Origin of the sequence: Mycobacterium mantenii, assembly GCF_001667865.1 — a bacterium.
Classification (GTDB): domain Bacteria; phylum Actinomycetota; class Actinomycetes; order Mycobacteriales; family Mycobacteriaceae; genus Mycobacterium; species Mycobacterium mantenii_A.
The window spans coordinates 13,139-35,953 of sequence record NZ_LZJP01000044.1; the positions used below are offsets into that span (position 1 = coordinate 13,139).

The window sequence follows — 22,815 nt, forward strand, 5'->3', positions numbered from 1 at the left end:
CCGGTGCTCGCCAATCCGCGCACGAGCTGGGGCGGCGTCTTGCGGCCCGAACATTGGCGTTTACCCGACCGTTTACCGTTGGTACCTATGGACAGCGACCGGAGTGACTCCGCCTTCACTTGGCAGGGCCGGCGCGAACTGGTGAGCCGCATGCATGACCAGCTCGATGAGCTGGTGGCGGCGCGTGACCAGATGGAACAACTCGTGCGCGTCATCGTCGAGATCGGCTCGGATCTGGATCTGGACGTGACGCTGCATCGAGTCCTCAAAGCCGCGATGGAGCTGACCGGCGCCCGCTACGCCGCCCTGGGCATCCGCGCCTCCGACGGCACGCTCGTCTCTTTCGTCTATGCGGGAATCGACGCGGACACCGCCCGGCGGCTCGGCGACCTCCCGGTCGGCGATGGTCTGCGCGTCGACGATCTGAGTACCCATCCCGAGACCGCCGAGCTGGCCGGACGCGAGCCGCCGATGCACGCGCTCCTCGGAATCCCGATTACGGTGCGGGCGGCCAACTTCGGCAGCCTGTACCTGGCCGACGACCGGCCGGGTCGAGTCTTCTCCAACTCGCAGGAAGGCGCCGTACGCGCGATGGCCACGGCGGCGGCCGCCGCTATCGACAACGCCCGTCTCTTCGAGCGAGAGCGTGAGTCGGCGAGATGGACGAAGGCCAGCCGCGAGATCACCACCGCACTTCTGTCCGGAGACCCGCAAACGGGGCCGCTGCAGCTCATCGTGAACCGAGCGCTGGAGCTGGCCGGTGCCGAGCAGGCCATCCTGCTGGTCCCCAAGGAGCCCGAGTTGCCGGTCGACCTGGTCGACACCCTGGTCGTTGCCGCGACCGCGGGTCGGTACTCCTCGGAGGTGATCGGCCGGCAGGTTCCGATGGACGCATCGACCACCGGCGGCGTGGCCCGCCGCGGCCTACCGCTGATCACGGATTCCTTCCAGTACCCGATCGAGGGCTTCACCGACGTCGGTGAACGCTCGGCGATCGTCATGCCGCTGATTGCGGACGGCGCGGTGCTCGGCGTCATCGCCGTCGCACGCGAGCCGCATCGACCCGCGTTCGGTGAGGACTACCTCGACCTCGTCAGCGACTTCGCCCGGCACGCGGCGATAGCGCTGGCGTTGGCGGCGGGCCGTGAACACGCGCTCAACCAGGAACTGGCCCAGGCCGACACCGTCGATGAGGCGGTGCAAGCCGCCGCCGAGGAATTGCGCCGGCTCTGGCGGGCGCGCCGCGTGCTGGCCGTCACCTTCCCGACGCAAAGTTCCTCCACGGAAACGGCCTACGGCCCGCCGCGGGTGGTAGCGGTGGGCGAGCCCACGCGGTGGGCCGACCTGCCGTCGCACACCCAGCAGGCGCTCAGCTCACTGCGCGACGGCGAGTTGCTCACCTCCAATGCGGCGTATCCCGGAACGGCGGGCATTGCCCTGCAGCACCCCGACGGTGTGCTCGTCGTCTGGTTGGATCTGACCGATCAGCGCCCGTTCACCCTCGAGGACCAGACCTTGCTCACGGTCCTGGCCGGCCGCTTGGGCCAGGGTCTGCAGCGGGTGCACCAGGTCGATCAGCAACGCGAAACCGCGCTGGCCCTGCAGCACGCGATCCTGGGCCCCGCCGACCTTCCCAACGGCTTCGCGGTGCGCTATCAGGCCGCCACGAGACCTCTTCAGGTGGGCGGTGACTGGTACGACATCGTCGACCTGGACGACGGGCGCATCGCGTTGATCGTCGGCGACTGCGTCGGCCACGGCCTCGCCGCCGCCACCGTGATGGGTCAGGTGCGCAGCGCCTGCCGTGCGCTCCTCTTCGAAAACCCAAGCCCCGGTGCGGCTCTCGCGGGGATGGATCGTTTCGCCGCGCGGCTGCCCGGTGCGCAATGCACCACCGCGGTGTGCGCCGTGCTCACCCCCGAGACCGGTGAATTGGTCTACTCCAGCGCCGGTCACCCGCCGCCCATCCTGGTGCACGGCGACGGCAGCACCCAGATACTCGACGAGGGCCACACCATCGCGCTGGGCATAAGGGGTAATTGGATCCGCCCCGAGGCCCGAGTGACCATCCCCGCGCGTTCGACGCTGCTGCTGTACACCGACGGTCTGGTGGAACGGCGCCGCATCCCGCTCGACCATGGCATCTCCCGTGTCGCGGCCGTCGCGCAGGACTCGCGCGGGTTGAAACTGGAGGATCTGGCGAACCAGGTCATGTCCCGCGTCGCGCCGGAGGGCGGGTACCAGGATGATGTCGTTCTGCTGCTCTACCGCCATCCGGCGCCGTTGGAGCTGAAGTTTCCCGCCGACGTCTCTCAGCTCGCGCCCACCCGCACCGCCTTGCGCAACTGGCTGACCCGGGTTCGGTTGGACCCGGATCAGACCCTGAACGTGCTCGTCGCCGCCGGGGAAGCCGTCGCCAACGCCATCGAACACGGTCATCGCCACAGACCGCAGGGCACGATTCGCCTGGGAGCGGTCGCCCTCGGCGACGAGGTCCAACTGACCATCACGGACACCGGCTCGTGGAAGGCTCCGCAACCGGCTTCCTATCCTCATCGAGGCCGGGGCATCCCCCTCATGCGAACCCTCATGCAGGAGGTCGATATCCGTCCCGACGCCGACGGAACGACAGTTCACCTATCCGCGAGGATCACCTGATGACCACCCCGCTCACGCTCGACACCGCGCGCGGCAGCGACGGACGATTCGTGCTGGTTGCGGCGGGGGAGATCGACCTGAGCAATATCGACACGTTCAGCGTGGCATTGACCAGCGCGGCGACCGAGGCCACCGGCGGTGACGGGGCGTTACTCGTCGACCTCAGTGCGGTCGAGTACCTGGACAGCGCGGCCATCAACACCCTGGCGGCGCACGCCGACCGCATCGAGCTCGTCGCGCACCCGATCCTGATGCCCGTCCTCAGGGTCAGCGGTCTCACCGAACTGACCACCATCGAATCCGCGCCGCCGACGGCGGGGCAGTGACGCACCTAGGCGGGCGGCGCGCCCGGATTTGTTGAATCACGTTGCAGCACAGTATAAAACGATCACCAGTTGGCCGACGGCGGCGTCACATGTCACGATGGCGCAATGGGTGACGATGCGCTGAGCGCGGAACGTGAATTCAACGAGCAGAACATCGAAGAGTTCCGCCGCAATGGCGGTAAAGTGGGCGGCCAGTTCGAGGGCTTTCCGTTGTTGCTGCTGACTTCGACCGGTGCGCGCAGCGGCGCCCAACGGGTCAACCCCGTCGCCTACTTCGATATCGACGGCAAAATCTATGTCGTCGGGTCCGCGGCGGGGCGGGACAACAATCCCTCCTGGGTGCACAACATTCGCGCCAACCCCCACGTGTCTGTCGAGATCGGCACGGAGGCTGCGAAGCCCGCGACCGCGCGCGAATTGCCGCGTGACGAAAGGGATTCGGTCTATTCAGTGGTGGTCGAGCGTGCCCCCGGTTTCGGGGAATACCAGCAACGCACCGACCGGCTCATCCCGGTCTTCGAGTTGATGACCGACTGAACACACGGGCGGACAACGGCATTCAAGCTCGCCAATTCGGCACGATGACGGATCGATTGCCGCACAATGATGGGCGCGGGTAGCGGATGCGATCGGTCATCCCCGCCCGCCCTGCCCGAACGGACGAAGTGAGATGGCGATGAGACGTTACTTGCGGCGCTGCATGATCGGTGCGGTCGCTGTCGTGTTGACCGGGTTGCCGGTGATCGGAACGGCGGCCATCGGCCGCGCCGACGGTGAATGCGCCCCCGGTTGGGGCTGGAGCGTCGAGCTGAATCAATGCGTGTTCCTCCTCCCGGCCGCAAATGGACCCGGGGGACCAGGCGGACCCGGTGGACCTGGGGGACCAGGCGGACCCGGAGGACCGGGCGGACCCGGGCCGCGCTAGGAACCTCGTCTCACCGCGGCAACGCGACGCTCGGACCGGCGAAATAGCTGGGCGGCGGGGCGTGGGAACTCCACGCGTCCGGCGGTCGTTATACCAGCTAAGTAACCGATGACTCCGAGGGGGACAGCAACCGCATGCCACGCACAGACAACGACACCTGGGATTTGGCGACCAGCGTGGGCGCGACCGCGACGATGGTCGCAGCCGCGCGGGCGATCGCGACCAACGCCGACAACCCGTTGATCGAGGACCGATTCGCCGAGCCGCTGGTTCGTGCGGTCGGCGTGGACTTCTTCACACGCTGGGTCTCCGGCGACCTGGTCGCCGCCGATGTCGACGACCACGGATCGGGCTGGAAGCTCGAGCACATGCCCGCCGCGATGGCGGCCCGGACCCGATTCTTCGACTCGTTCTTCCAGGCCGCGACGCAGGCCGGGATACGGCAGGCCGTGATCCTTGCCTCGGGCCTCGACACGCGCGCCTACCGGCTGGCGTGGCCGGCCGATATGACGGTCTTCGAGATCGACCAGCCCCAGGTCATCGAATTCAAGGCCGCCACGCTGGCCCAGCTGGGCGCCGCCCCACGGGCCGAGTTGCGCACGGTCGCCGTCGATTTGCGCAACGATTGGCCAAAGGCCCTGGTGGAAGCCGGCTTTGACAAGAGTCAGCCCACCGCGTGGATCGCGGAGGGGCTCTTCGGCTACCTGCCGCCGGAGGCGCAAGATCGGCTGCTGGACAACATCACCGCACTCAGCGCCGGCGGCAGCCGGCTGGCGTGCGAAGCTATTCCGGACATGTCCGAGGTAGACACCGAGAAGGCCCAGGAAATGATGCGCCAGGCCACCGCCAAATGGCGTGAACATGGCTTCGACCTGGAGTTCGGCGACCTCGGTTACCAGGGTGAGCGCAACGACGTTGCCTTTTATCTGGACAACCTGGGATGGCGGTCCGACGGCGTCCGGATGAGTGAGCTACTGGCCGACTCCGGGCTCGAGGCCATCCCGCAGACCAACGACTCCGTGTCGATGGCCGACACCATCTACTACAGCTCGGAGCTGAACAAATGACCGCACCGCAGCGCCGGGGCCTGAACGAGGCCGTCACACGCATATGGAGCTTTCTCGCGCCGGCTTACGATCTGCCGTTCCTGCAACAGTGGGTGTACCGGCCTCCGCACAACGAGGTGATAGCCCAGCTGCGCAGCCACGGGGCTCGCAAGATCGCTGATGTCGCCTGCGGCACAGGGATTTTAAGCGACCGAATCCAGCGTGAACTGCAGCCCGACGAGATCTACGGCGTCGACATGTCCGAGGGCATGCTCGGCCAGGCTCGTGCGAGGTCGGATCGGGTTCAATGGATGCGCGGCCCGGCCGAACAACTCCCGTTCGCCGACGGCGCCCTCGACGCCGTCGTGACGACCTCGGCCTTTCACTTCTTCGACCAGCCGGCGGCGTTGCGTGAATTCCACCGTGTGCTGGCGCCTGGCGGCCTGGTGGCCGTGTCGGCGCTGAGCACGCGGCAACCGCGGCTGCAGTCATCCGCGGACTCTCGGTGGAAGCCCCAACACAATGCGTCCGCGCCCGAGATGCGGACGTTGTTCGAGAACGCCGGGTTTGTGATCACTGATCAACACCGGATCCCGAGACCGGTGTGGACGGCGCTCGTGCCCGACCTGTTGACTGTCGGCACGAAAAGTTAGAGCCGACCCCGAGCACGAAAACCGCTCGGAGTCAACCCATATAGCGATGACGCCCGCTTCGCCTTTCGGCGAAGCGGGCGTCTTGTCAGCTATCGATCACAGCGGGATCCACACTCCGAAGAACCAGAAGCCCCACTGGTTGAAACCGGGATCCCAGATAGGCGTTTCCTGGTAGCCCCAGTAGTTGATCGGGCCGTAGTCCCAGTGGGCACCCGGCGGAGGGAGCGGTCGATCCCACGCGGGCCGCGGCGGCGCGCCCGGGCCCCAAGGGCCAGGTCCCTCGCCCCACGGCGCCCCGCGGAAGTAGCCACGCTGGGCATCCCCATGCCACGGGCCGCCAGGGTGAGGATCGGGTCCACCGAACCCGTCGGGGGCACCGGGGTGATCGCCGGGACCGCCCGGTCCGCCGGGGTGATCGCCGGGTCCACCCGGGCCACCCGGTCCGCCGGGGTGATCGCCGGGTCCACCCGGGCCACCCGGGCCGCCGGGTCCGCCCGGACCACCGGGTCCGCCTGGGCCGCCGGGGTGATTACCGGGACCGCCAGGCCCACCCGGGCCACCCGGGCCGCCGGGACCACCAGGATCATTGGGACCAGTGGGAGCGTGGCCGCCACCGGGCGCCTGCCCGCCATGATTACCCGGAGGCTGTGGCCCCCCGGGAGCAGCGTTAGCAAACCCGGCGCCCATTCCCAGGGCCGCAGCGCTGAGCGCTCCGGCGATGGTCACCCCTCCGACAAGTTGCTTCAACTTCATGATGCTTCACCTATCCACCAGGGATTTCTTGCAAGGAAGTTCCTTGAAGCACCCCCCGTTACAACCCCGACGCTAGATAGCTTTCCTATGGACTGGCTGTGTCTGGCCCATGCAGAACTTCTGGTCGGGCACACCACCCCGCATCGGTTTGCCGCCACCAGCCACCCCGGTTCAGCGCCGCGCGTCACGCGTGCCGCACCCCGGACACCAGCAGGTTTTTGACCGCAGACCGATGCGGTCGCCGGCGCGGGCGCGCGGGTTTGGGAAGGCTAGGTTGGCTGGTGGACCAGGGTTTTCCTCTATATCGTTGCGGCCGTGTCGAATGCGTCACATCCGCACGAACCGCACGTCGGTTCGGTGTCCTCGAAGTTGAATTGGCTGCGTGCGGGCGTCCTGGGCGCCAATGACGGCATCGTCTCCACCGCGGGCATCGTCGTTGGGGTCGCGGCGGCCACCGTCGAACGCGCCCCGATATTGACCGCCGGCACCGCCGGACTGGTCGCCGGAGCGGTGTCGATGGCGCTGGGCGAATACGTCTCCGTCAGCACCCAGCGCGACACCGAGAAAGCGCTGTTGCACAAGGAGCGCCGCGAACTGCGCGACGATCCCGTCGCTGAACTCGACGAGCTCGCCACCCTGTACGAGGCGAAAGGTCTGACGTCCGCGACCGCTCGCACCGTGGCCGAGGAACTCACCGACCACAATCCGCTGCTCGCGCACGCCGAGGTCGAACTGGGCATCAATCCCGAGGAGCTGACGAACCCCTGGCAGGCGGCCTCGTCGTCGGCACTCTCATTTGGGATCGGCGCCCTGCTGCCGTTGATCGCTATCCTGACCCCGCCGGCGACGTGGCGAGTCCCTGTCACCGTCGCCGCGGTACTGGTGGCGCTGGTGATCACCGGCTCGGTCTCGGCCGGTTTGGGCGGAGCGCCCAAGGGCCGTGCGGTGCTCCGCAACGCCATTGGCGGCAGCCTCGCGTTGGCGGTTACCTACCTGATCGGTCATCTGGTGGGCGCCGCAATCGGCTGATCGCCGGACCTACGGAATGCCGCGGCGCGGGACGTATCCAGCGACTGGAAGCGCAACTGTAACATCGACAGTTGCGGCCCTCAGCAGAGCCCGCAATCCCATCACGCGAAGGGTCATGCAGTGGCCGAGCCCAATATCGTGCCGGATGAAGCTCAATGGGCGGAACCGGCGCCCTACTTCGAGCGCGACGAGAACTACTTGGTGCCAACCAAAATCGCGCGCGGCGGATGGGGCCCGTCGTTGAGCGGCCATGTCGTCGGCGGGCTGCTGGCATGGGCGGTCGAGGATGCGGTCCAGGATGCGCAACTGCAGCCGGCGCGGTTGACTGTGGACCTGCCCCGGCCCACGGCGTTGGCCCCCCTCGAGGTGCACACGCAGGTCCGGCAGGACCGACGTCGACTGCGGCTGGTCGAGGCCGTGATCACCCAGGACGGCGCCCCCGTTGCCCAGGCGAGCGCGCTGTTTCTGCGGCGCGGCCCGCAGCCCGACGGGCACGTCTGGTCACCGCCGGTGCAGATGCCGCCGATCCCGCTGGACGAGGCCTACTCGACGTTGTTCATGCGAACCTACGGCTGGGGCGCCGACATGCAGAATCCCGACCCGGACTGGCCTCAGACGGACGGCCCCAAATACACCTGGATCCACGAGACGCGCCCGTTGATCGACGACGAACCACTCAGCGCCTTCGCCCGCGCGGCGATGGCCGGTGACATCACGGCCTCGATTGCCAACTGGGGCACCAACTCCCTGCAGTTCATCAACGTCGACTACACGCTCGCGCTCAGCCGACTGCCCGAGGGCGACCATATCGGGCTCGCCTCGCTGACCCATCACAGTCACGACGGGGTGGCCAGCGGCTCGGCGGTCCTGGTGGACGCGAAGGGACCGATCGGCACCGGCCTGTCCGTCGCGGTCGCGCACGCGGGATTTCGTCCGCCCTCCACCGATCCGTCAGCCGGGTGAGGTCGAGTGACGTTCTGGGCGTTGATTGCCGAGGCGGCGCAGCGAGGATCACGCCGGCCGCTGCTCGCCGATGAATACGGGCGCACCCTGACCGCGTGTCAGCTGCGCGACGCCGCGTGCGAAACCGCCGCCGCCCTCGCCGAACGCGGAGTCCGCGCGGGAACGGTGGTGTCCTGGCAGCTGCCCACGACGCTGGAAACGATGGTGGTGATGGCCGCGCTGGCCCGACTCGGTGCGGTGCAGAATCCGATCATCCCGATACTGCGGGAAAGCGAGGTTGGCTTCATCACCGGTCAGCTGGCCACCGAAGTCTTTGTGACGCCGCAGGTTTGGCGAGGATTCGACCATGGTGGGCTGGCTCGGGAGTTGGCGCGTGACAGGGGTTTTCAGGTCATCGCCCTCGACCTGGCAACGCCCCCGGCCGCGGGTGAGCTGCGGCTGCCGGGTGCCGGTACCGGGGCACTCCCGGCGCCGCCCGTCTCCGCCGACGACGCCCGGTGGATCTACTACTCCTCGGGAACCACCGCGGCTCCCAAGGGGATCCGCCATACCGATACGTCGGTCATCGCCGGCTCGGCGGGAGTGGTCGGCATGGTGGGGGCCAACAGCAGTGACGTGGATCCGATCGCCTTCCCGATAGCGCATATCGGTGGGGCCGCGATGCTGGCCACCGCGTTGCTGACCGGCATGCGGCTGGCCCTGTTCGAGACGTTCGACCCGGCCATTACGCCCTGGGTCATCGCCGCACACAATCCGACGTTCCTGGGCACCGCGACCCCGTTCTTCGTCGCCTTCCTCGAAGCCCAACGGGCCCATGGCGATCGGCCGCTGTTCCCGTCGGTCCGGGGCTGCCTCGCCGGAGGCGCACCCGTCACCGCCGAACTGGGGCGTCAGGTCCGCGAAGCGTTCGGCCTGGCCGGAATCGCCAATGCCTGGGGGATGACCGAGTTTCCTTGCGCGACTTCGCCGTCGCTCACCGCGGCGCCCGAGGTGCTCGACCATACCGTCGGGGCGCCGGTGCCCGGGGTCAAGGTCCGCGCGGTCGATAGCCGTGGCGTCGAATTGGGCGCCGGACAGGAAGGGGAGCTGCGCCTCAAGGGGCCGCAATGCTTCCTCGGCTACGCCGATCCGACGCTTGACGCCGACGCGTTCGACAGCGACGGCTGGTTGCGCACAGGCGATCTCGGCCTGATCGATGCCGACGGAAACGTCCGGGTCACCGGCCGCACCAAGGACGCGATCATCCGCAACGCGGAGAACATCTCCGCGCTCGAAATCGAGAATGCGCTGGCCACCCATCCCGACGTCGCCGATGTCGCCGTCATCGGGATCCCGGACCCGCGCACCGGCGAACGCGTCTGCGCCGTCGTGGTGCCCGCGACGGACGACGGTGTGTCGCTGGAATCCCTTGTGCGACATTGCCAATCACGGGGTCTCAGCCGATACAAACACCCGGAGCACCTGGTGGTCGTGGCTACCCTGCCGCGCAATCAATTCGGCAAGGTGATCAAGAAAGACCTGCGCGACGCGTTTGGGTGACGGCGACGCGTTTGGGGGACCCCGGCGCCTTCGGGTGACCACGCAGTCCTTGGGTAATAAGGCCGCCTCAAACCCGCTAGCGCATGCGCTATCGAGTTTCGAATCGCGGTTATGCCCCCCGAGACCCCGCGCAGGCCGCGGTGATCGCCGGCCCTACAACCCCTTGGGCGCATCGCGGACGGCCTGCACCGCCGCGGCGTCGCCGTCGAATTCGACCTGGGCCTGCCGCCCCACCGCGAACAGCAGTAGTTCCTCGGGCGGCCCGGTCACCGTCACCGCCGGCCCCTGACCGGCGGTGAGCACCGTCTTGCCCTCCGGGGTGCGCAACGCCACCCGGCCGGGCACCTTGGCGAGCGTGAACCTGGCCATCAGCGGCAGGGTGCGCCGCAGCATCTTGCTCAGGGCGGGCTCCAGCGAGCGCGGCTGCCAGCCCGGCTGCGCCCGTCGCACGTCCTCGTGATGGATGAACATCTCGGCCACGTTGGCCACCGGGTCGAGCAATTTCAGCGGGGAGTAGACCGGTGGGCCGGCAGCGAGCTTGCCCACCAGCTCGTCCCAATCGTTCTGCTCGGCCACCTGGTTCTGCACCTTCTCCGTGTGGGAGGCGAAGAAGGGGATCATGATGCCGGGCGCCGCGTCGGGCCGATATTCACGGATCACCAGGTGGGCGGCCAGGTCCCGCGTCTTCCAGCCCTCGCAGAGAGTGGGCGCGTCCGGACCGGCGCCGCGCATGGTTTCGACAAGGGCGGCACGTTCGCGTTGAGCAACAGACATGCGTTCAGCCTAGAGCCGGCGGCCGCCGAACAGCATGGGTCCACCGCACACCGCCGGCCCACAGCTCGGTAAATTTGGAGCGTCATGTTGTCGAAGGGAATCTCATGAACGCACGCGTCGAGCAGTTGGAATTTCAGGCAGAGGCTCGCCAACTGCTAGATCTGATGGTCCACTCCGTCTACTCCAACAAGGACTCGTTCCTGCGGGAGTTGATCTCCAACGCTTCCGACGCCCTGGACAAGCTGCGGCTTGAAGCGTTCCGGAACAAGGATCTCGACGTCGACACCTCCGACCTGCACATCGAGATCGATGTGGACAAGGACGCGCGCACCCTGACCATCCGCGACAACGGCATCGGGATGACCCGCGCCGAGGTGGTGGATCTGATCGGCACGCTGGCCAAGTCCGGCACCGCCGAGCTGCGCAAGCAACTGCGCGAGGCCAAGAACGCCGCGGCCTCAGAGGAACTCATCGGCCAGTTCGGTATCGGTTTCTATTCCAGCTTCATGGTCGCTGACAAGGTCGAACTGCTCACCCGCAAGGCCGGCGAGAGCGACGCCACCAAGTGGGAATCCAGCGGCGAGGGCACCTACACCATCGAATCCGTCGACGGGGCCCCGCAGGGAACCTCGGTCATCCTGCACCTCAAGCCGGAGGACGCCGAGGACGAGCTGCATGACTACACCGCGGACTTCAAGATCAGGAGCCTGGTCAAGAAGTACTCCGACTTCATCGCGTGGCCCATCCGGATGGAGGTCGAGCGCCGTACCCCCGCGAGCGAGGAGGGCGGCGAGGAAACGATCACCATCGAGACCGAAACCCTCAACTCGATGAAGGCCCTGTGGGCCCGGCCCAAAGAGGAAGTCTCCGAGGAGGAGTACAAGGAGTTCTACAAGCACGTCGCGCACGCCTGGGACGACCCGCTCGAGGTCATCGCGATGAAGGCCGAGGGCACCTTCGAGTACCAAGCGCTGCTGTTCATCCCGTCGCACGCCCCGTTCGACCTGTTCAACCGGGACGCGCAGACCGGGATCCAGCTGTACGTCAAGCGCGTGTTCATCATGGGCGACTGCGACGAGCTCATGCCCGAATACCTGCGCTTCGTCAAGGGCGTCGTTGACGCACAGGACATGTCGCTCAACGTGTCGCGCGAGATCCTGCAACAGGATCGGCAGATCAAGGCGATCCGGCGCCGGCTGACCAAGAAGGTCCTCGCCACGATCAAGGATCTGCAGTCCGAGCGCCCGGAGGACTATCGGACCTTCTGGACCCAATTCGGCCGGGTCGTCAAGGAGGGCCTGCTGTCGGACTTCGACAACCAGGAGACGCTGCTGCACATTTCCTCATTCGCCTCGACGCACAGCGAAGAGGAGGCCACCACGCTCGCACAATATGTGGAGCGCATGAAGGAGGGCCAGACCCAGATCTTCTACGCCACGGGCGACTCGCGTCAGCAGATCTTGAAGTCGCCGCACCTCGAGGCGTTCAAGGCCAAGGGCTATGAGGTGCTCCTGCTCACCGATCCGGTCGACGAGGTGTGGGTGGGCACCGTGACCGAGTTCGACGGCAAGCCGCTGCAGTCGATCGCCAAGGGCGAGGTGGATCTCAGCGCCGAGGGCGACGAGAGCGAGGCCGAGCGCGAGGAACAGCAGAAGGAATTCGCCGACCTGCTCGCCTGGCTCAAGGACACCTTGACCGACCACGTCAAGGAGGTTCGGCTGTCCACCCGCCTGACAGACTCGCCCGCCTGCCTGATCACCGATGCCTTCGGGATCACCCCGGCGCTCGCCCGCATGTACCGTGCGTCCGGGCAGGACATTCCGGTGGGGAAGCGAATTCTCGAACTCAACCCCAACCACCCGCTCGTCACCGGCCTGCGCCAAGCGCACCAGGACCGCAGCGACGATCCCTCGGTGGCGGAGACCGCGGAATTGCTCTACGGCACAGCGCTTCTTGCCGAAGGCGGCGCGCTCGACGATCCGGCGAGGTTTGCCGAGATCCTTGCCCACCGGTTGGCCCGCACGGTGTAACCCGGCGTTCACCGGCAAATGGGCGATTTCCGGGATTGAAAACGCGCTGGCAGGGATACTTAGATCCCATGCCTGAGTTTCGCGTTATCGACCCACATGGCCGGGTCGTCGCGGCGAAGAATTTTGCCAACGCGGAGGCCGCGCACGCCTGGTTCGTCAACTCGGTTGGCGGTAAAACTGAGCTGGGTTGGCGCATGGAGGTCAACGACGAGGGGCAATGGGCTTTCTTCGATGACACCGAGGGCTTCACCGCCCCGGTGAGCCGCCGGCCGGAACGGCGCTGAACGTCGGGCTTATGGCCCGATCACGAAGCAACGACCGGCGCCGCTGACGAACAGGACCTCGTCGACCGCGGATTGTGCGATGGCAGGGAATTCAAAGAGATGCACCTGTTGGTCGGCCGCAATGTTCGCGTCCTGCGATTCGTTGGTCCTGTCCTTCTTGCGGACCAACGCCGTCACCTTGTCCGGTTGCGCCGGATTGTTCGGATCGCGGAAGTACCACACTTCGATCCCGGCGCCGGAGCCATCGGCACGCCAGCCGTCGGAGTAGTAGCACGGCGGATTGCCCTCGGCGTCCGGCGGCGGTGGGGTGCATATCGACAACCCGACGCACGGCTGTAGGCCGGTGGTGCCGGGGGAAACGGGCGCGGCGGCAGGGGTACTGGGCGGGACGCTCGTGCTCGCCGGTACCGATGATGTCGTCGAGGTAGGGCCGGATGTTTTGGGCGGCGCGGCGTGCTGCGACCCGCACGCCATCAGCCCCGCGCACCCCACGACCATGACCGCGCACATCCGGAATGGGGTATCGAAACACATTACGCGCCAACCCATTTCAGTGACACACTTCGCAGGCGATGCCGTCGTTGTCCCGATCGAGGCCGGATCGGTAGCCCGGCTGCCCACGATAGATCGGAGCGGCACCCGCGGCGCAGGCTGCCCTGCAGTTGGGGTAGTAGGCGCTGCCGCCGGTCGTCGGCGAGGGCGACGTGGTGGTCGTCGGGGGAGCGGCCACGGCCGCCGGGGTTCCCGCAATTCCCGCTGTGATTGCTGCGACGATTAACAATCCACGAAGCACGTTCGGGAGCCTCCTGTTAGCGAAAACGACGATGGTTGCTGACGACTACAGAGCTAACACCCTAAGCAGGCTGTCGGGCAAGAGGTCAACGGCCCCGCGTTGCGGGCCCGCGCGCGACGTACGCTCCCACCATGCATGTCGACGCGATGACAACTCCCCAGCCGCTCGGCCAAATCGGTGACCTTGCCCGGCGGACCCAATCCGCCGGGTTCTCCGGTCTGCTGTTCACCGAGACGGGCCGCACCGCATACCTGAACGCCGCCGTGGCGTCGCAGGCGGCGCCCGACCTCGAGTTGTCGACGGGTGTCGCGGTGGCCTTTCCGCGCAGTCCCTTCGTTACCGCCGCGGCGGCGTGGGAACTTCAGGAAGCCACCAAGGGGAAGTTCCGGTTGGGCCTGGGAACCCAGGTGCGTACCCACGTCGTGCGTCGCTACGGCACGGCCTTCGAGCGGCCGGGGCCGCGCCTGCGCGACTACCTGCTCGCCGTGAAGGCGTGTTTCGCGGCGTTTCGCTCCGGCACCCTCGACCACCACGGCGACTTCTACGATCTCGACTTCATCACCCCGCAGTGGAGCCCGGGACCCATCGACGCTCCGGACCCCAAAGTCGATATCGCAGCGGTCAATCCGTGGATGCTGCGGATGGCGGGCGAAGTGGCCGACGGTGTCCACGTCCATCCGATCGGCGAGCCGGGCTACCTGGCCCGTCACGTGCTACCGACGGTCGCCGAAGGGGCGGCGAAGGCGGGTCGTTCACCGTCGGACCTCGCGATCATCGTGCCCGTCATGACCATCGTCGGCGACAGCGACGAAGAGCGGGACAAGCAGCGCGAAGTCGTGCGCGCCAGCATGGCGTTCTACGGCAGCACGCCCAACTACGCGTTCATCTGGGATGAGGCGGGGTTCGACGGCACCACCGCCCGGATCCGGGAGAAGCAGAAGGCGGGGGACTTCGCCGGGATGGCGGCCCAGGTCAGCGACGACCACATCGCGGTCTTCGCCACCGAATCGACCTGGGACGGGCTGGCCGACGCGCTGACCGAGAAGTACGCCGGCAAGGCAACGCGGTTGGTGATGTACAACGCCGTCGCAGATCAGGAGCGCTTCGAGCGGTACGGCGAGGTCGCCCGCCGGATACGAGCGGTCAGCGGCTGAGCTGGATGGCTTTGACCACCAGAAGCAACGCCCCGACAACCAGATAGGCGCGCAGCGCGATCATCGCCAACCGGGTTCCGGGTGACCAGGTGACCGGCTCGAGCAGGGCCAGCGGCGGCATGCGCCAGGTGTTGCGGTCGACGCCGCGGGCCGGGAGGTGTTGCTGGGGTCGCGACGGCTGACGGCGGGCCAGCCAGCGCAGCACCGGCGCCGCGGCCGCCGCGAGGATGACCAGCGCCAGCGTCAGGTAGCCCGCGACCGCGACGACGTTGAGGTCGGGGAACAACGTGGTCGCCATCAGGATCCCCGACAGCAGCAGCAGGGTGCCGACGATCAGCCCGGCGACCCAGTTGAGCCACGACCGATTGACCCAGGGCCCCAACACTTCTCGATCGTTGCACAACAGCAGCAGGAAAACGCTGGCGCTGGGCAGCAGCAGTCCGGCGAGGGCCTGCACGGCGGTGGTGATCAACCCGAGCGGGGCGCCCGGAATCAGCACGATGGCCGCGGCCACCACCACCATCGCGGTGTAGGACAGGTAGAACTGCTTGGCGTCGGCGAAGCCGCGGTGCAGCGAGTGCTTCAGCCCGAACACGTCTCCGAAGGCGTAGCTGGTGGCCAGGGTCACCGCGGCGGCCCCGATGATCGAGGCGTCCATCAACACGATGGCAAAGATCCAGCCGAGTGCCGGGCGGTGCTCGCCCAGCAGATGCGCCGTGGCGCCCGCGTCGGTGAAGCCGCCGACGGTGTGGGTGGAGCGCGCCGCCCACTCACCGGTCATCACCAGCGCCGCGGCGCCGACCACAACCACGAAGGCGCCCAGCACGGTGTCCGCGCGTTCGTAGCCCATGAACCGGGGGGTGATGCGCTTGTCGACGACGTTGGACTGCTGGAAAAACAGCTGCCACGGCGCCACGGTGGTGCCGACGATGGCGATGATCAGCAGCACCGCGTCCGAACTGATCCCACCCGAAATGCTGGGCACCACAAATGACTTCGCCGCGTGTCCCCACTGTGGATGTGACATCAGCAGCATTGGGATCTGCAGCAGCGTCACGGCGATGAAAACGAACATCGCCCGCTCCCATCGGCGGAAGCTGCCGCTGGCCATGATCGCCACCAATGCCACCGCCGAGATCGGTACCACCACGTATTTGGAGACGCCGATGTACTCGGCGGCCAGGCTGATGCCGATGAACTCGGTGACGATCGTCAAGAAGTTGAGCAAGAACAAGTCGCCGACCGAAAACCAGCCCCAGCCGCGACCGAAGCGTTCATTGATCAGCCGGGCATGCCCGACCCCGGTGACCGCGCCGAGCCGGACCACCATTTCCTGGTTGACGATGAGCACGGGAATCAACAGCAGCAACACCCACAGCAGTGAGTAGCCGTAGTTCTGGCCGGCCTGGGCGTAGGTGGCCACCCCACCGGCGTCGTTGTCCCCGACCATCACGATGATTCCGGGCCCGACGATCGCGAGCAGGGTCAGTAGCCGCGTGCGCCAGGTCCGGGCGTGCTCGGTTTCCCCGACGCTGATGCGCCCGAACGCACCCTCGATGTCGCCCAGATGTGCGCTGTCGAGTACCGCGGTGCGCCGCGGCTGCGCCGGCTCCGTGCGCTGAACCTCGACCGCCTGCGCGTCGGCCTGGGTGCTGTTCTCGCCGCCGGAGCTCACTGCGGGCTACCTCCCGCCGGTGTGTCACGGTTGTCGGTGGCGGCGATCTCGCGGATGGGCCGTGGCGCGGGCTCGCGGCGGCGCCAGTCTTCGGGAATGGTCGCCTCCAGGACGTCGTCGACGGTCACCACACCGAGTAGGCGATCCTGCTCGTCGACGACGGGGATGGAGTAGAGGTTGAAATCGGCCATCAGCAGCGCGATATCGGTCAGATCCGCGTCCGCGTTGACCCGCACCGGGTCGGAATCCATCAGGGCCGCAAGGGTTTCAGCGGGATCGACCTGTAAGAGGGTGATGACGGATACGACGCCGTCGAGCCGTTTGTCGTCATCGAGCACATGCACCTTGATGAGCGCTTCCGGTTGAATGCTGCGCGACGCGGCGATCAACGCCAACGCCTCGCCCGCGGTGGCGGTGGACGAACATGTCACCGAGTCGACATTCATCAGGCCGCCGGCGCTTTCGGGGTTGAACCCCATCAACGTGATGACCTTCGTGCGTTGCGGTGCGGGCATCAGCTCGAGCACGCGCCGGCGCCGCGACTGGCGCAGGTCGGCGATCGCGTCGGCGGCATCGTCGGCGCGCATCCGGCCCAGCAGCGCGGCGACCTCCTTATCCGGCATGTCATTGAGCAGTCGACTGGCCTTTTCCGGATCCAGTTCCTCGAAGACGTCGGCTTCCAGTTCCGGGTCGCTGTGCACCCGGTCGAGGATCTCGCCGCCCTCGGCCTTGTCCGCCTCCTCGAGGAGATCGGCGATCTCGGCGGCCTTGAGGTCGCCGAAGCGATCCGACAGACGCCGCACCGCGTCCGACCGGGCGTGGCCGATCAGCGGCTCGAACGCCTTCCAATCGCGAGACGCGTGCCCGCCCGAATGCTTGATCAGCCCGAACAATCGTGGTGGGCGGCGGGTGTCCAGGCGCGTGACCGTCCAGCCTTCGGCGGTCTGTTCCAGCTCGACGTCGTAGGCGCGCACCAGCTCCACGGTGGCCACGTCGATCAACCGGTGGCCCAACACGTCGGTGCGCAACAGCACCTCACCCTCGCGGCGTTCGAATCCCCGGAGGTCAACCTTGTTCTTGGTCAACAGAACTCGGTCCGCGGAGTAATCGTCAATGGTTTTGTCGCCGATGAAGACCCGGCGTCCGCCGACCCCGGCCACGATCCCGGCCACCAGCGGATACTCCTCGGCTCCCCGCAGCCGCACGATCACGTCCTCGACCCGACCCACCGTTTCGCCGGAGCGCGCCAGCACGGGCGCGCGCAACAGCTGCGAGAGGTGGATGACTGGCTGCCCGGCGCGCGGCTTGGACGCCTTTTCCGATGTGCCCATGTATCCCTCCTCGAGGCGGTATGACCGAACCCGCGGACAACCTACCCCGAAACCAGGCACCGCGACGCCCGGTAGGGCCTCGAATCGGATTCACCGAAGGGCAGGTACGGGTCCGGTGGCCGTCTCGAACACCTGGGCATACCCTCTAGCGCCGTGCAGTACCACCGCCAACGGGTAAACAGCAGAAGGCTATTGGGAATTCTGCGCCGCGGCGAAAGCTATTGCTTGTCGACCTTTCCGGCGATCTGGTTGGCGATGCTGACGCCGAGGTTCCCGACGTCCTTACGGCACGCGTCGACATCGATGACGACGTTGTTGCGAACGGTCAGCGCCCGCTGACAGGGTACGGTCACGCTCGTGCCGTTTCCGATGATGGTCAGGGTCACCGGGGCGCTCAGCACTCCGTCCGCGTTGGAAACCTGGCCCACCTTCCACTGAAGTTCCGGTTTGCCGTCGGCGGCGGGAACGGTGTCCTGGCGGTTGGCGCAGGCCGGCCAGCGCTGGGCCGACGTCGTGAAGAACGCGTTCGCCTGCTCGGGGGACGGAAAGAGCACCACAAACTGGTACACGTCAGGGCTTTCCAATTGATCGGCCCCCGCGGGAGCCGGCGCTTGGTCGTGGTAGCCATAAACCGCGGTGCTGCCACCGTCGGCGTAGACGGACGCCGACGCCGCGTGCATGGTGTACCTGCATTCAGCGGGGAACGTGTAGTCCGCGCGCATGACGGGATCTTCCAACAACTTGGTGATCGGCGGGTCGCTCGACGATCCCGTGACGCCCAGCGCGGTGTCGATATCGTTCGGCGAGAGCACCAGGTCGGGCAGCGCGGCCTGCGCCAGGGGAGTTTTCGCCGCCGCGGTCGTGGCGGTGGTCGACGACGATGCGCTGCCGCCTGCGTTGTCGCCGCCGCACCCGGCGAGGAGTATTCCGGCCGCGGCGACCACACCTGCCGCACTCAGCCGGCTCGTCATGTACATGGAGCATCCGACAGCAGCCCGGCGACCGCGGTGGCCAGCTGACGCATGAGCGAGGGGCCTTTCTCCTCGAGGTGACTCCTGAAGCGTTGCGCGCTTTCGGCTGCGTCGGCCATTCAGAGGCCGTTTGCGGAGCTTACGGCAGTGATCGGCTGGCGCGGGCGAATTCGGGCCAAGCGTTATGTTCGTTGCGTGTCCGCAGTCAATTTCGCCTCGGTGTCGCCGATAGTCCCCGTGCGAGACTTGGACGTCGCACTCGGCCGGCACCGCCGGCTCGGCTTCGACGCCCGCGCATACGTCGATCCGGACGGGACCTTGCACCGGGTCGGCTCACGACTGGGTTGAGGTCAGGCTTTCTCTGTTGCGCGAGAGGGCTTTTCGTCAGAAGGAGGGGCGTAGTTGGCCTGGCTGTGGGCCAGCGCCACCGTCGCCGCCGCCATCACGGCAACCGATAGGCCCAAGGCCACCAGGCCGACGTCGTTGGTGTGCAGCGTCTCACCGAGCACGGTGACACCGAGCACCGATCCGACGATGGGCTCGGCGACGGTCACCGCCGGAAGCGACGCGGTGAGCGGTCCGGCCCTAAACGCCGACTGCTCCCAGGCGGTAGCCGCGATCGCCAGCACCACCCACACGTACAACTCGGGTGCGCGCAACAACGCCGGGATGCCGCGACCGAGCTGGTCGACCACGCCTTTGGTCAACACCGAGAACAGTCCCCACAGCGAGCCGGACATCAGGCCGAGCAGCAATGCGCCGACCGGGCCCGGGAACATCCGCGCGCCGATCACGCACAGGATCAATGCCGGACCCATGACCAACGCCACGATGGTCCATGTCTGCACCGAGCCTCGCGGGGCCCCCTGTTGAGGGTCGCCGACCGTCACCACCACCGCCACCGCCGCCGCCAGCAGCACGGCCCAAATGCCTTGCCGGCGAGTGATTCTGCGATGGTTCACCCTCGCGCTGATGAGTAATGCGAACAGCAACGAGGTAACCAGCAGCGCCTGCACCAGCACCACTGAGCCCAGGCCCAGGGCCGCGGCCTGGAACCCGAACCCGGCGCCGGCCACCAGGCTGCCCGTCCACCATTGCCGGTCGCGCAGCAGACGGCGAAACAGGGCGAAGGTGCCGACCGGCTCATCGGTGACGTCTTGAGCGGAGCGCTGCTGGACGACATCTCCGGCACCGACCATCAGTGCGGCCGCCACCGCGAGCAACGCGGCGATGTCTGTTTTACCCAAGCGGCCCTCCTGTGAAATCAGCCGACGTCAAGTCTTAGCGTGCGCGGTTGAGGAGTTCAACCGGGTGACTCGTCGAGGACTTGCGGCCCTAGACTTCTGAACGGCACGCGGGCGATGGTGGCGGAAGGCCGAAGCTGCCCCACAAGGAGATACACGTCATGGACGCAACGAACTCCCGGATCGGCGTGATGGCTACCGAGGCGCTCGATCTACTCATCGACGCCGTCGACCGGATTTCACCGGACAGCTGGGAGCAGCCGTCCAACCTCGAGGGCTGGAGCGTGCGCGAGCTGGTGGGGCACGTCACCGGCAGCGCGGCCAAAGTCGTGACCCTCGTGGAGGACGGCGAGATTTGGGACCGGCCCTCGCAGCCCGCGGACTGGCTGTGCGACGATCCGGCGGCGCGCCTGCGCGAGCTGGCGACGCGGCTGGAAGCCGCCCTGCCAAGCGCTGATCTGGATGGGATGCGGGTATCGCCGGAAGGTGAGGTTCCGCTGCGTCGGGCGCTGACTTATCCGGTCTCGGACCTGGCCATGCACGCCTGGGACATCGATCGCTCACAGGGTCGGCTGATCGAGCTGCCCGCCGACCTGCTGGGGCTGTGCCGCGGGCTGGTGGAGTCGGTGCCGGAGGGGATGCTGCGGCGACCGGGCGGCTTCGGCCCGGCTCGAATCGCGCCCGACGACTGCACGCCGACAGCCCGGCTGATGGCCTATCTCGGCCGCTCGGTCGCCGGCTGAAATCTACATTGGGCGCGTGGTCTTTGCTTGTCCAGCAGTCGATTTCGCCATTTCGGCGGTCACAGCTGCAATACCAGTCCCCGCACCAGGCGAGGTACGAATTGCCCGCCTCTGAGCGACAAACCCAGCCGAGGAATTTCGGACCCGGCCGGGGAAGCCCGGTGCCGGCCGCCCAGCGCACGTGTTGTCGCTGAAAGCCGGGCAACTCGCACATGCCCGCCGGCAGGGACGGCTGTGGCGTAAGTGAAAACTGCGGGACGGCGGGGACGGCTGGGGCGCGGGAACTCAGCTGTTGCGGTGGATCTTGAGCGCGGTGGTGATCATAGGAACCTGCAGCGGCAACCGGGCCAGGGCGGCGATCCGCATCGGCCAGGGCTTGTTCCACCACAACCGGCACATGTTGACGTTGGCCGGGAAGACCCCGATGAACAGCACGGCCGCCGCGAGCGCGGCCAATCGCCGGGTGCGTCGCGGCAGCAGTGCCGCCCCGACGCCGACCTCCGCCACTCCCGACGCGTAGGTGTACAACCGCGCGCTTCCGGGCAACTCGGCGGGAACGATCGTGTCGAATGGTGCGGGTGCCACAAAGTGCAGCGTCCCCACGCCGAGCAGCATCGCCGCGACACGGTAGGCGAGTTGCTGAGTGGCGTCATCACGGACGGCGAGGGGTCTGGTCGTCATGCCACCATTGTGCCCATCGCTTACGCGCGGTCCGCGTCGGTATAGCGGATGATGCCACGAATGTTGCGGCCCTCGAGCATGTCGCGATAGCCGTCGTTGATCTGCTCCAGGGTGTATTCGCGCGTGACCATGTCGTCGAGGTTGAGCTGTCCCAGCTTGTACAGCTCCAGAATCGCCGGGATGTCGTACTGGGGGTTGCCGCCGCCAAAGATGCTGCCCTGCAGGCTTTTCTGCAGCAGGGAGAGTCCCGCCAGGTTGAGGGTGACATCGTTGGCCAGCACGCTGGCCATGCCGGTGAGGCAGCAGACCCCGCCCTTGGCCGTCAGCCCCATCCACGACTCGACGTCTTTCCCCTGCACATGGCCCACGGTGACGATCACCTTGCGGCACATCTGGCCCCGCGTCGCCTCGGCGATACCGGCCGCGGCGCTGTCGACGTCTGCGAAAGCCGCTGTGGCGCCGAACTTCAGCGCCTGCTCGCGCTTCCATTCGTAGGGATCGACGGCGAATATGCGCCGGGCCCCGGCGATGCGGGCGCCCTGCAGCGCGGCGACGCCGACACCACCGATGCCGATGACCGCGACATCCTCACCGGGAGAGACCGCCGCGCTGCGCACCGCCGAGCCGTAGCCGGTGGTGACCCCGCAGCCCACCAGGCAGGCCACGTCGAACGGGATCGTGGGATCGATCTTGACCACCGATGTCTGGTGCACCACCACATACGGCGCGAATGTGCCCAGCAGCGACATCGGAATGACGTCGCGACCCTGCGCGGTGACGCGGAACGACCCGTCGGAGACCGATTGACCCGACAGCAGCCCCATGCCCAGGTCGCACAGGTTGCGCAGGCCCGTCTGGCACGGCGTGCATTTGCCGCACGACGGGATGAACGACATGACCACGTGGTCGCCCACGGCCAGGTGCTCGACGCCGTCCCCGATCTCGGTGACGACGCCGGCGCCCTCGTGACCGCCGAGGACCGGGTAGCTCGGGATGGGGAAGTCGCCCGTCATCAAATGGTGGTCCGAGTGACACAACCCGGCCGTCTCCAGCTGGACGGTCACCTCGCCGTGCCGGGGATCGCCGATTTCGATCTCGTCGATCGACCATGGCTCATTCAGTTCCCAGACCAGCGCACCCTTGGTCTTCAACGGCTTGGCCTCCGTTTTTACCCGAACCGCTTAACTGTTAGCGCCGTCACACGAGCCCGGCGTACCGAACTTAGACCATTACTATTGGCTAT

General features: G+C 67.1%; 21 protein-coding genes and 2 pseudogenes. 13 read left to right on the plus strand and 10 right to left on the minus strand.

Annotation, left to right across the window (positions count from 1 at the left end; all coding sequences use genetic code 11):
* The first annotated feature begins 87 nt into the window (after window positions 1-87).
* The 5 genes from A5688_RS07405 (at window position 88) to A5688_RS07425 (ending at window position 5,608) form a co-directional block, all read left to right on the plus strand.
* The gene (locus A5688_RS07405; protein ID WP_067914487.1) at window positions 88-2,658 is read left to right on the plus strand and encodes a SpoIIE family protein phosphatase; all 2,571 of its coding nucleotides are present in this window, start codon (window positions 88-90) and stop codon (window positions 2,656-2,658) included.
* Window positions 2,658-2,984, plus strand: a complete 327-nt coding sequence (locus A5688_RS07410) for an STAS domain-containing protein (RefSeq protein ID WP_067914484.1) — start codon at window positions 2,658-2,660, stop codon at window positions 2,982-2,984. Before A5688_RS07405 ends, A5688_RS07410 begins: the two co-directional genes overlap by 1 nt.
* Before the next feature lie 105 nt (window positions 2,985-3,089).
* Window positions 3,090-3,521 carry a nitroreductase family deazaflavin-dependent oxidoreductase gene (locus tag A5688_RS07415; protein ID WP_067914481.1) on the plus strand — a complete coding sequence of 144 codons (432 nt, stop codon included), beginning with the start codon at window positions 3,090-3,092 and terminating at the stop codon, window positions 3,519-3,521.
* A gap of 522 nt (window positions 3,522-4,043) precedes the next feature.
* Window positions 4,044-4,976 carry a class I SAM-dependent methyltransferase gene (locus A5688_RS07420; protein WP_067914478.1) on the plus strand — a complete coding sequence of 311 codons (933 nt, stop codon included), beginning with the start codon at window positions 4,044-4,046 and terminating at the stop codon, window positions 4,974-4,976.
* Window positions 4,973-5,608, plus strand: coding sequence for a class I SAM-dependent methyltransferase (locus A5688_RS07425; RefSeq protein WP_067914476.1), 636 nt, complete (start codon window positions 4,973-4,975; stop codon window positions 5,606-5,608). Before A5688_RS07420 ends, A5688_RS07425 begins: the two co-directional genes overlap by 4 nt.
* Before the next feature lie 96 nt (window positions 5,609-5,704).
* Here A5688_RS07425 and A5688_RS28075 read toward each other — a convergent pair whose 3' ends face one another.
* Window positions 5,705-6,361, minus strand: a complete 657-nt coding sequence (locus A5688_RS28075; protein ID WP_082955207.1) for a chitin-binding protein — start codon at window positions 6,359-6,361, stop codon at window positions 5,705-5,707.
* 315 nt (window positions 6,362-6,676) lie between these two features.
* Here A5688_RS28075 and A5688_RS07435 point away from each other — a divergent pair, with 315 nt between their 5' ends.
* From A5688_RS07435 to A5688_RS07445, 3 genes are all read left to right on the plus strand, one after another.
* On the plus strand, window positions 6,677-7,390 hold the full coding sequence (locus A5688_RS07435; protein WP_067838479.1) for a VIT1/CCC1 transporter family protein: 714 nt from the start codon (window positions 6,677-6,679) through the stop codon (window positions 7,388-7,390).
* Window positions 7,391-7,510: 120 nt separating this feature from the next.
* Complete coding sequence (locus A5688_RS07440) at window positions 7,511-8,353, plus strand: thioesterase family protein (RefSeq protein WP_067838476.1); 843 nt, start codon at window positions 7,511-7,513, stop codon at window positions 8,351-8,353.
* A gap of 6 nt (window positions 8,354-8,359) precedes the next feature.
* Window positions 8,360-9,892, plus strand: coding sequence for an AMP-binding protein (locus A5688_RS07445; RefSeq protein ID WP_067914469.1), 1,533 nt, complete (start codon window positions 8,360-8,362; stop codon window positions 9,890-9,892).
* Between the two features lie 153 nt (window positions 9,893-10,045).
* On the opposite strand, the gene A5688_RS07450 is transcribed toward A5688_RS07445, so the two are convergent.
* On the minus strand, window positions 10,046-10,666 hold the full coding sequence (locus A5688_RS07450; protein ID WP_067914467.1) for a TIGR03085 family metal-binding protein: 621 nt from the start codon (window positions 10,664-10,666) through the stop codon (window positions 10,046-10,048).
* A gap of 104 nt (window positions 10,667-10,770) precedes the next feature.
* Between A5688_RS07450 and htpG the strand changes: the two genes are divergently transcribed.
* Together htpG and A5688_RS07460 are read left to right on the plus strand one after the other, a co-directional pair.
* Window positions 10,771-12,696, plus strand: a complete 1,926-nt coding sequence (gene htpG / locus A5688_RS07455) for a molecular chaperone HtpG (RefSeq protein WP_067838467.1) — start codon at window positions 10,771-10,773, stop codon at window positions 12,694-12,696.
* Between the two features lie 68 nt (window positions 12,697-12,764).
* Window positions 12,765-12,980 carry a hypothetical protein gene (locus tag A5688_RS07460; RefSeq protein ID WP_067838464.1) on the plus strand — a complete coding sequence of 72 codons (216 nt, stop codon included), beginning with the start codon at window positions 12,765-12,767 and terminating at the stop codon, window positions 12,978-12,980.
* Window positions 12,981-12,989: 9 nt separating this feature from the next.
* On the opposite strand, the gene A5688_RS07465 is transcribed toward A5688_RS07460, so the two are convergent.
* Window positions 12,990-13,490 (minus strand): hypothetical protein, encoded by a 501-nt coding sequence (locus tag A5688_RS07465; RefSeq protein WP_207546620.1) that lies wholly within the window; start codon window positions 13,488-13,490, stop codon window positions 12,990-12,992.
* A 40-nt stretch (window positions 13,491-13,530) separates the two neighbouring features.
* Window positions 13,531-13,719, minus strand: a pseudogene (locus A5688_RS26770) (excalibur calcium-binding domain-containing protein); the annotation flags it as partial.
* 185 nt (window positions 13,720-13,904) lie between these two features.
* Here A5688_RS26770 and A5688_RS07470 point away from each other — a divergent pair.
* Window positions 13,905-14,927: a TIGR03617 family F420-dependent LLM class oxidoreductase gene (locus A5688_RS07470; protein WP_067914461.1), complete on the plus strand. Its 1,023-nt coding sequence runs from the start codon at window positions 13,905-13,907 to the stop codon at window positions 14,925-14,927.
* Here the strand turns inward: A5688_RS07470 and A5688_RS07475 are convergent.
* The 3 genes from A5688_RS07475 to A5688_RS07485 all read right to left on the minus strand — a co-directional run bounded on the left by A5688_RS07475 (window position 14,917) and on the right by A5688_RS07485 (window position 18,904).
* Window positions 14,917-16,602, minus strand: coding sequence for an Nramp family divalent metal transporter (locus A5688_RS07475; RefSeq protein WP_067838456.1), 1,686 nt, complete (start codon window positions 16,600-16,602; stop codon window positions 14,917-14,919). The two genes, A5688_RS07470 and A5688_RS07475, sit on opposite strands and share 11 nt — an antisense overlap.
* Window positions 16,599-17,933, minus strand: coding sequence for a magnesium transporter MgtE N-terminal domain-containing protein (locus A5688_RS07480; protein ID WP_067838455.1), 1,335 nt, complete (start codon window positions 17,931-17,933; stop codon window positions 16,599-16,601). Before A5688_RS07480 ends, A5688_RS07475 begins: the two co-directional genes overlap by 4 nt.
* 218 nt (window positions 17,934-18,151) lie before the next feature.
* Entirely contained in the window at window positions 18,152-18,904 is a 753-nt protein-coding gene (locus tag A5688_RS07485; RefSeq protein ID WP_067838453.1) for a sensor domain-containing protein, read from the minus strand.
* Window positions 18,905-19,099: 195 nt separating this feature from the next.
* On the opposite strand from A5688_RS07485, the pseudogene A5688_RS07490 reads away from it, so the two are divergent.
* Window positions 19,100-19,216: pseudogene (locus tag A5688_RS07490) on the plus strand (bleomycin resistance protein); the annotation flags it as partial.
* 38 nt (window positions 19,217-19,254) lie between these two features.
* Here A5688_RS07490 and A5688_RS07495 read toward each other — a convergent pair.
* Entirely contained in the window at window positions 19,255-20,151 is an 897-nt protein-coding gene (locus A5688_RS07495; RefSeq protein ID WP_067914458.1) for a DMT family transporter, read from the minus strand.
* A gap of 158 nt (window positions 20,152-20,309) precedes the next feature.
* Here A5688_RS07495 and A5688_RS07500 point away from each other — a divergent pair, with 158 nt between their 5' ends.
* Window positions 20,310-20,891, plus strand: a complete 582-nt coding sequence (locus tag A5688_RS07500; RefSeq protein WP_067838442.1) for a TIGR03086 family metal-binding protein — start codon at window positions 20,310-20,312, stop codon at window positions 20,889-20,891.
* 285 nt (window positions 20,892-21,176) lie between these two features.
* On the opposite strand, the gene A5688_RS07505 is transcribed toward A5688_RS07500, so the two are convergent.
* Together A5688_RS07505 and A5688_RS07510 are read right to left on the minus strand one after the other, a co-directional pair.
* Entirely contained in the window at window positions 21,177-21,572 is a 396-nt protein-coding gene (locus A5688_RS07505) for a DoxX family protein (RefSeq protein WP_067838439.1), read from the minus strand.
* A 20-nt stretch (window positions 21,573-21,592) separates the two neighbouring features.
* Entirely contained in the window at window positions 21,593-22,723 is a 1,131-nt protein-coding gene (locus tag A5688_RS07510) for an NDMA-dependent alcohol dehydrogenase (RefSeq protein WP_067914455.1), read from the minus strand.
* Between the last annotated feature and the right edge of the window lie 92 nt (window positions 22,724-22,815).

What these genes read in the sequence shown, in the direction of transcription:
- A5688_RS07405 (WP_067914487.1), top strand. Translation starts at nt 88, where the DNA reads ATGGACAGCGACCGGAGTGACTCCGCCTTCACTTGGCAGGGCCGGCGC.
- A5688_RS07410 (WP_067914484.1), top strand. Translation starts at nt 2,658, where the DNA reads ATGACCACCCCGCTCACGCTCGACACCGCGCGCGGCAGCGACGGACGA.
- A5688_RS07415 (WP_067914481.1), top strand. Translation starts at nt 3,090, where the DNA reads ATGGGTGACGATGCGCTGAGCGCGGAACGTGAATTCAACGAGCAGAAC.
- A5688_RS07420 (WP_067914478.1), top strand. Translation starts at nt 4,044, where the DNA reads ATGCCACGCACAGACAACGACACCTGGGATTTGGCGACCAGCGTGGGC.
- A5688_RS07425 (WP_067914476.1), top strand. Translation starts at nt 4,973, where the DNA reads ATGACCGCACCGCAGCGCCGGGGCCTGAACGAGGCCGTCACACGCATA.
- A5688_RS28075 (WP_082955207.1), bottom strand. Translation starts at nt 6,361, where the DNA reads ATGAAGTTGAAGCAACTTGTCGGAGGGGTGACCATCGCCGGAGCGCTC.
- A5688_RS07450 (WP_067914467.1), bottom strand. Translation starts at nt 10,666, where the DNA reads ATGTCTGTTGCTCAACGCGAACGTGCCGCCCTTGTCGAAACCATGCGC.
- htpG (WP_067838467.1), top strand. Translation starts at nt 10,771, where the DNA reads ATGAACGCACGCGTCGAGCAGTTGGAATTTCAGGCAGAGGCTCGCCAA.
- A5688_RS07460 (WP_067838464.1), top strand. Translation starts at nt 12,765, where the DNA reads ATGCCTGAGTTTCGCGTTATCGACCCACATGGCCGGGTCGTCGCGGCG.
- A5688_RS07465 (WP_207546620.1), bottom strand. Translation starts at nt 13,490, where the DNA reads ATGTGCGCGGTCATGGTCGTGGGGTGCGCGGGGCTGATGGCGTGCGGG.
- A5688_RS07470 (WP_067914461.1), top strand. Translation starts at nt 13,905, where the DNA reads ATGCATGTCGACGCGATGACAACTCCCCAGCCGCTCGGCCAAATCGGT.
- A5688_RS07480 (WP_067838455.1), bottom strand. Translation starts at nt 17,933, where the DNA reads ATGGGCACATCGGAAAAGGCGTCCAAGCCGCGCGCCGGGCAGCCAGTC.
- A5688_RS07485 (WP_067838453.1), bottom strand. Translation starts at nt 18,904, where the DNA reads ATGACGAGCCGGCTGAGTGCGGCAGGTGTGGTCGCCGCGGCCGGAATA.
- A5688_RS07500 (WP_067838442.1), top strand. Translation starts at nt 20,310, where the DNA reads ATGGACGCAACGAACTCCCGGATCGGCGTGATGGCTACCGAGGCGCTC.
- A5688_RS07505 (WP_067838439.1), bottom strand. Translation starts at nt 21,572, where the DNA reads ATGACGACCAGACCCCTCGCCGTCCGTGATGACGCCACTCAGCAACTC.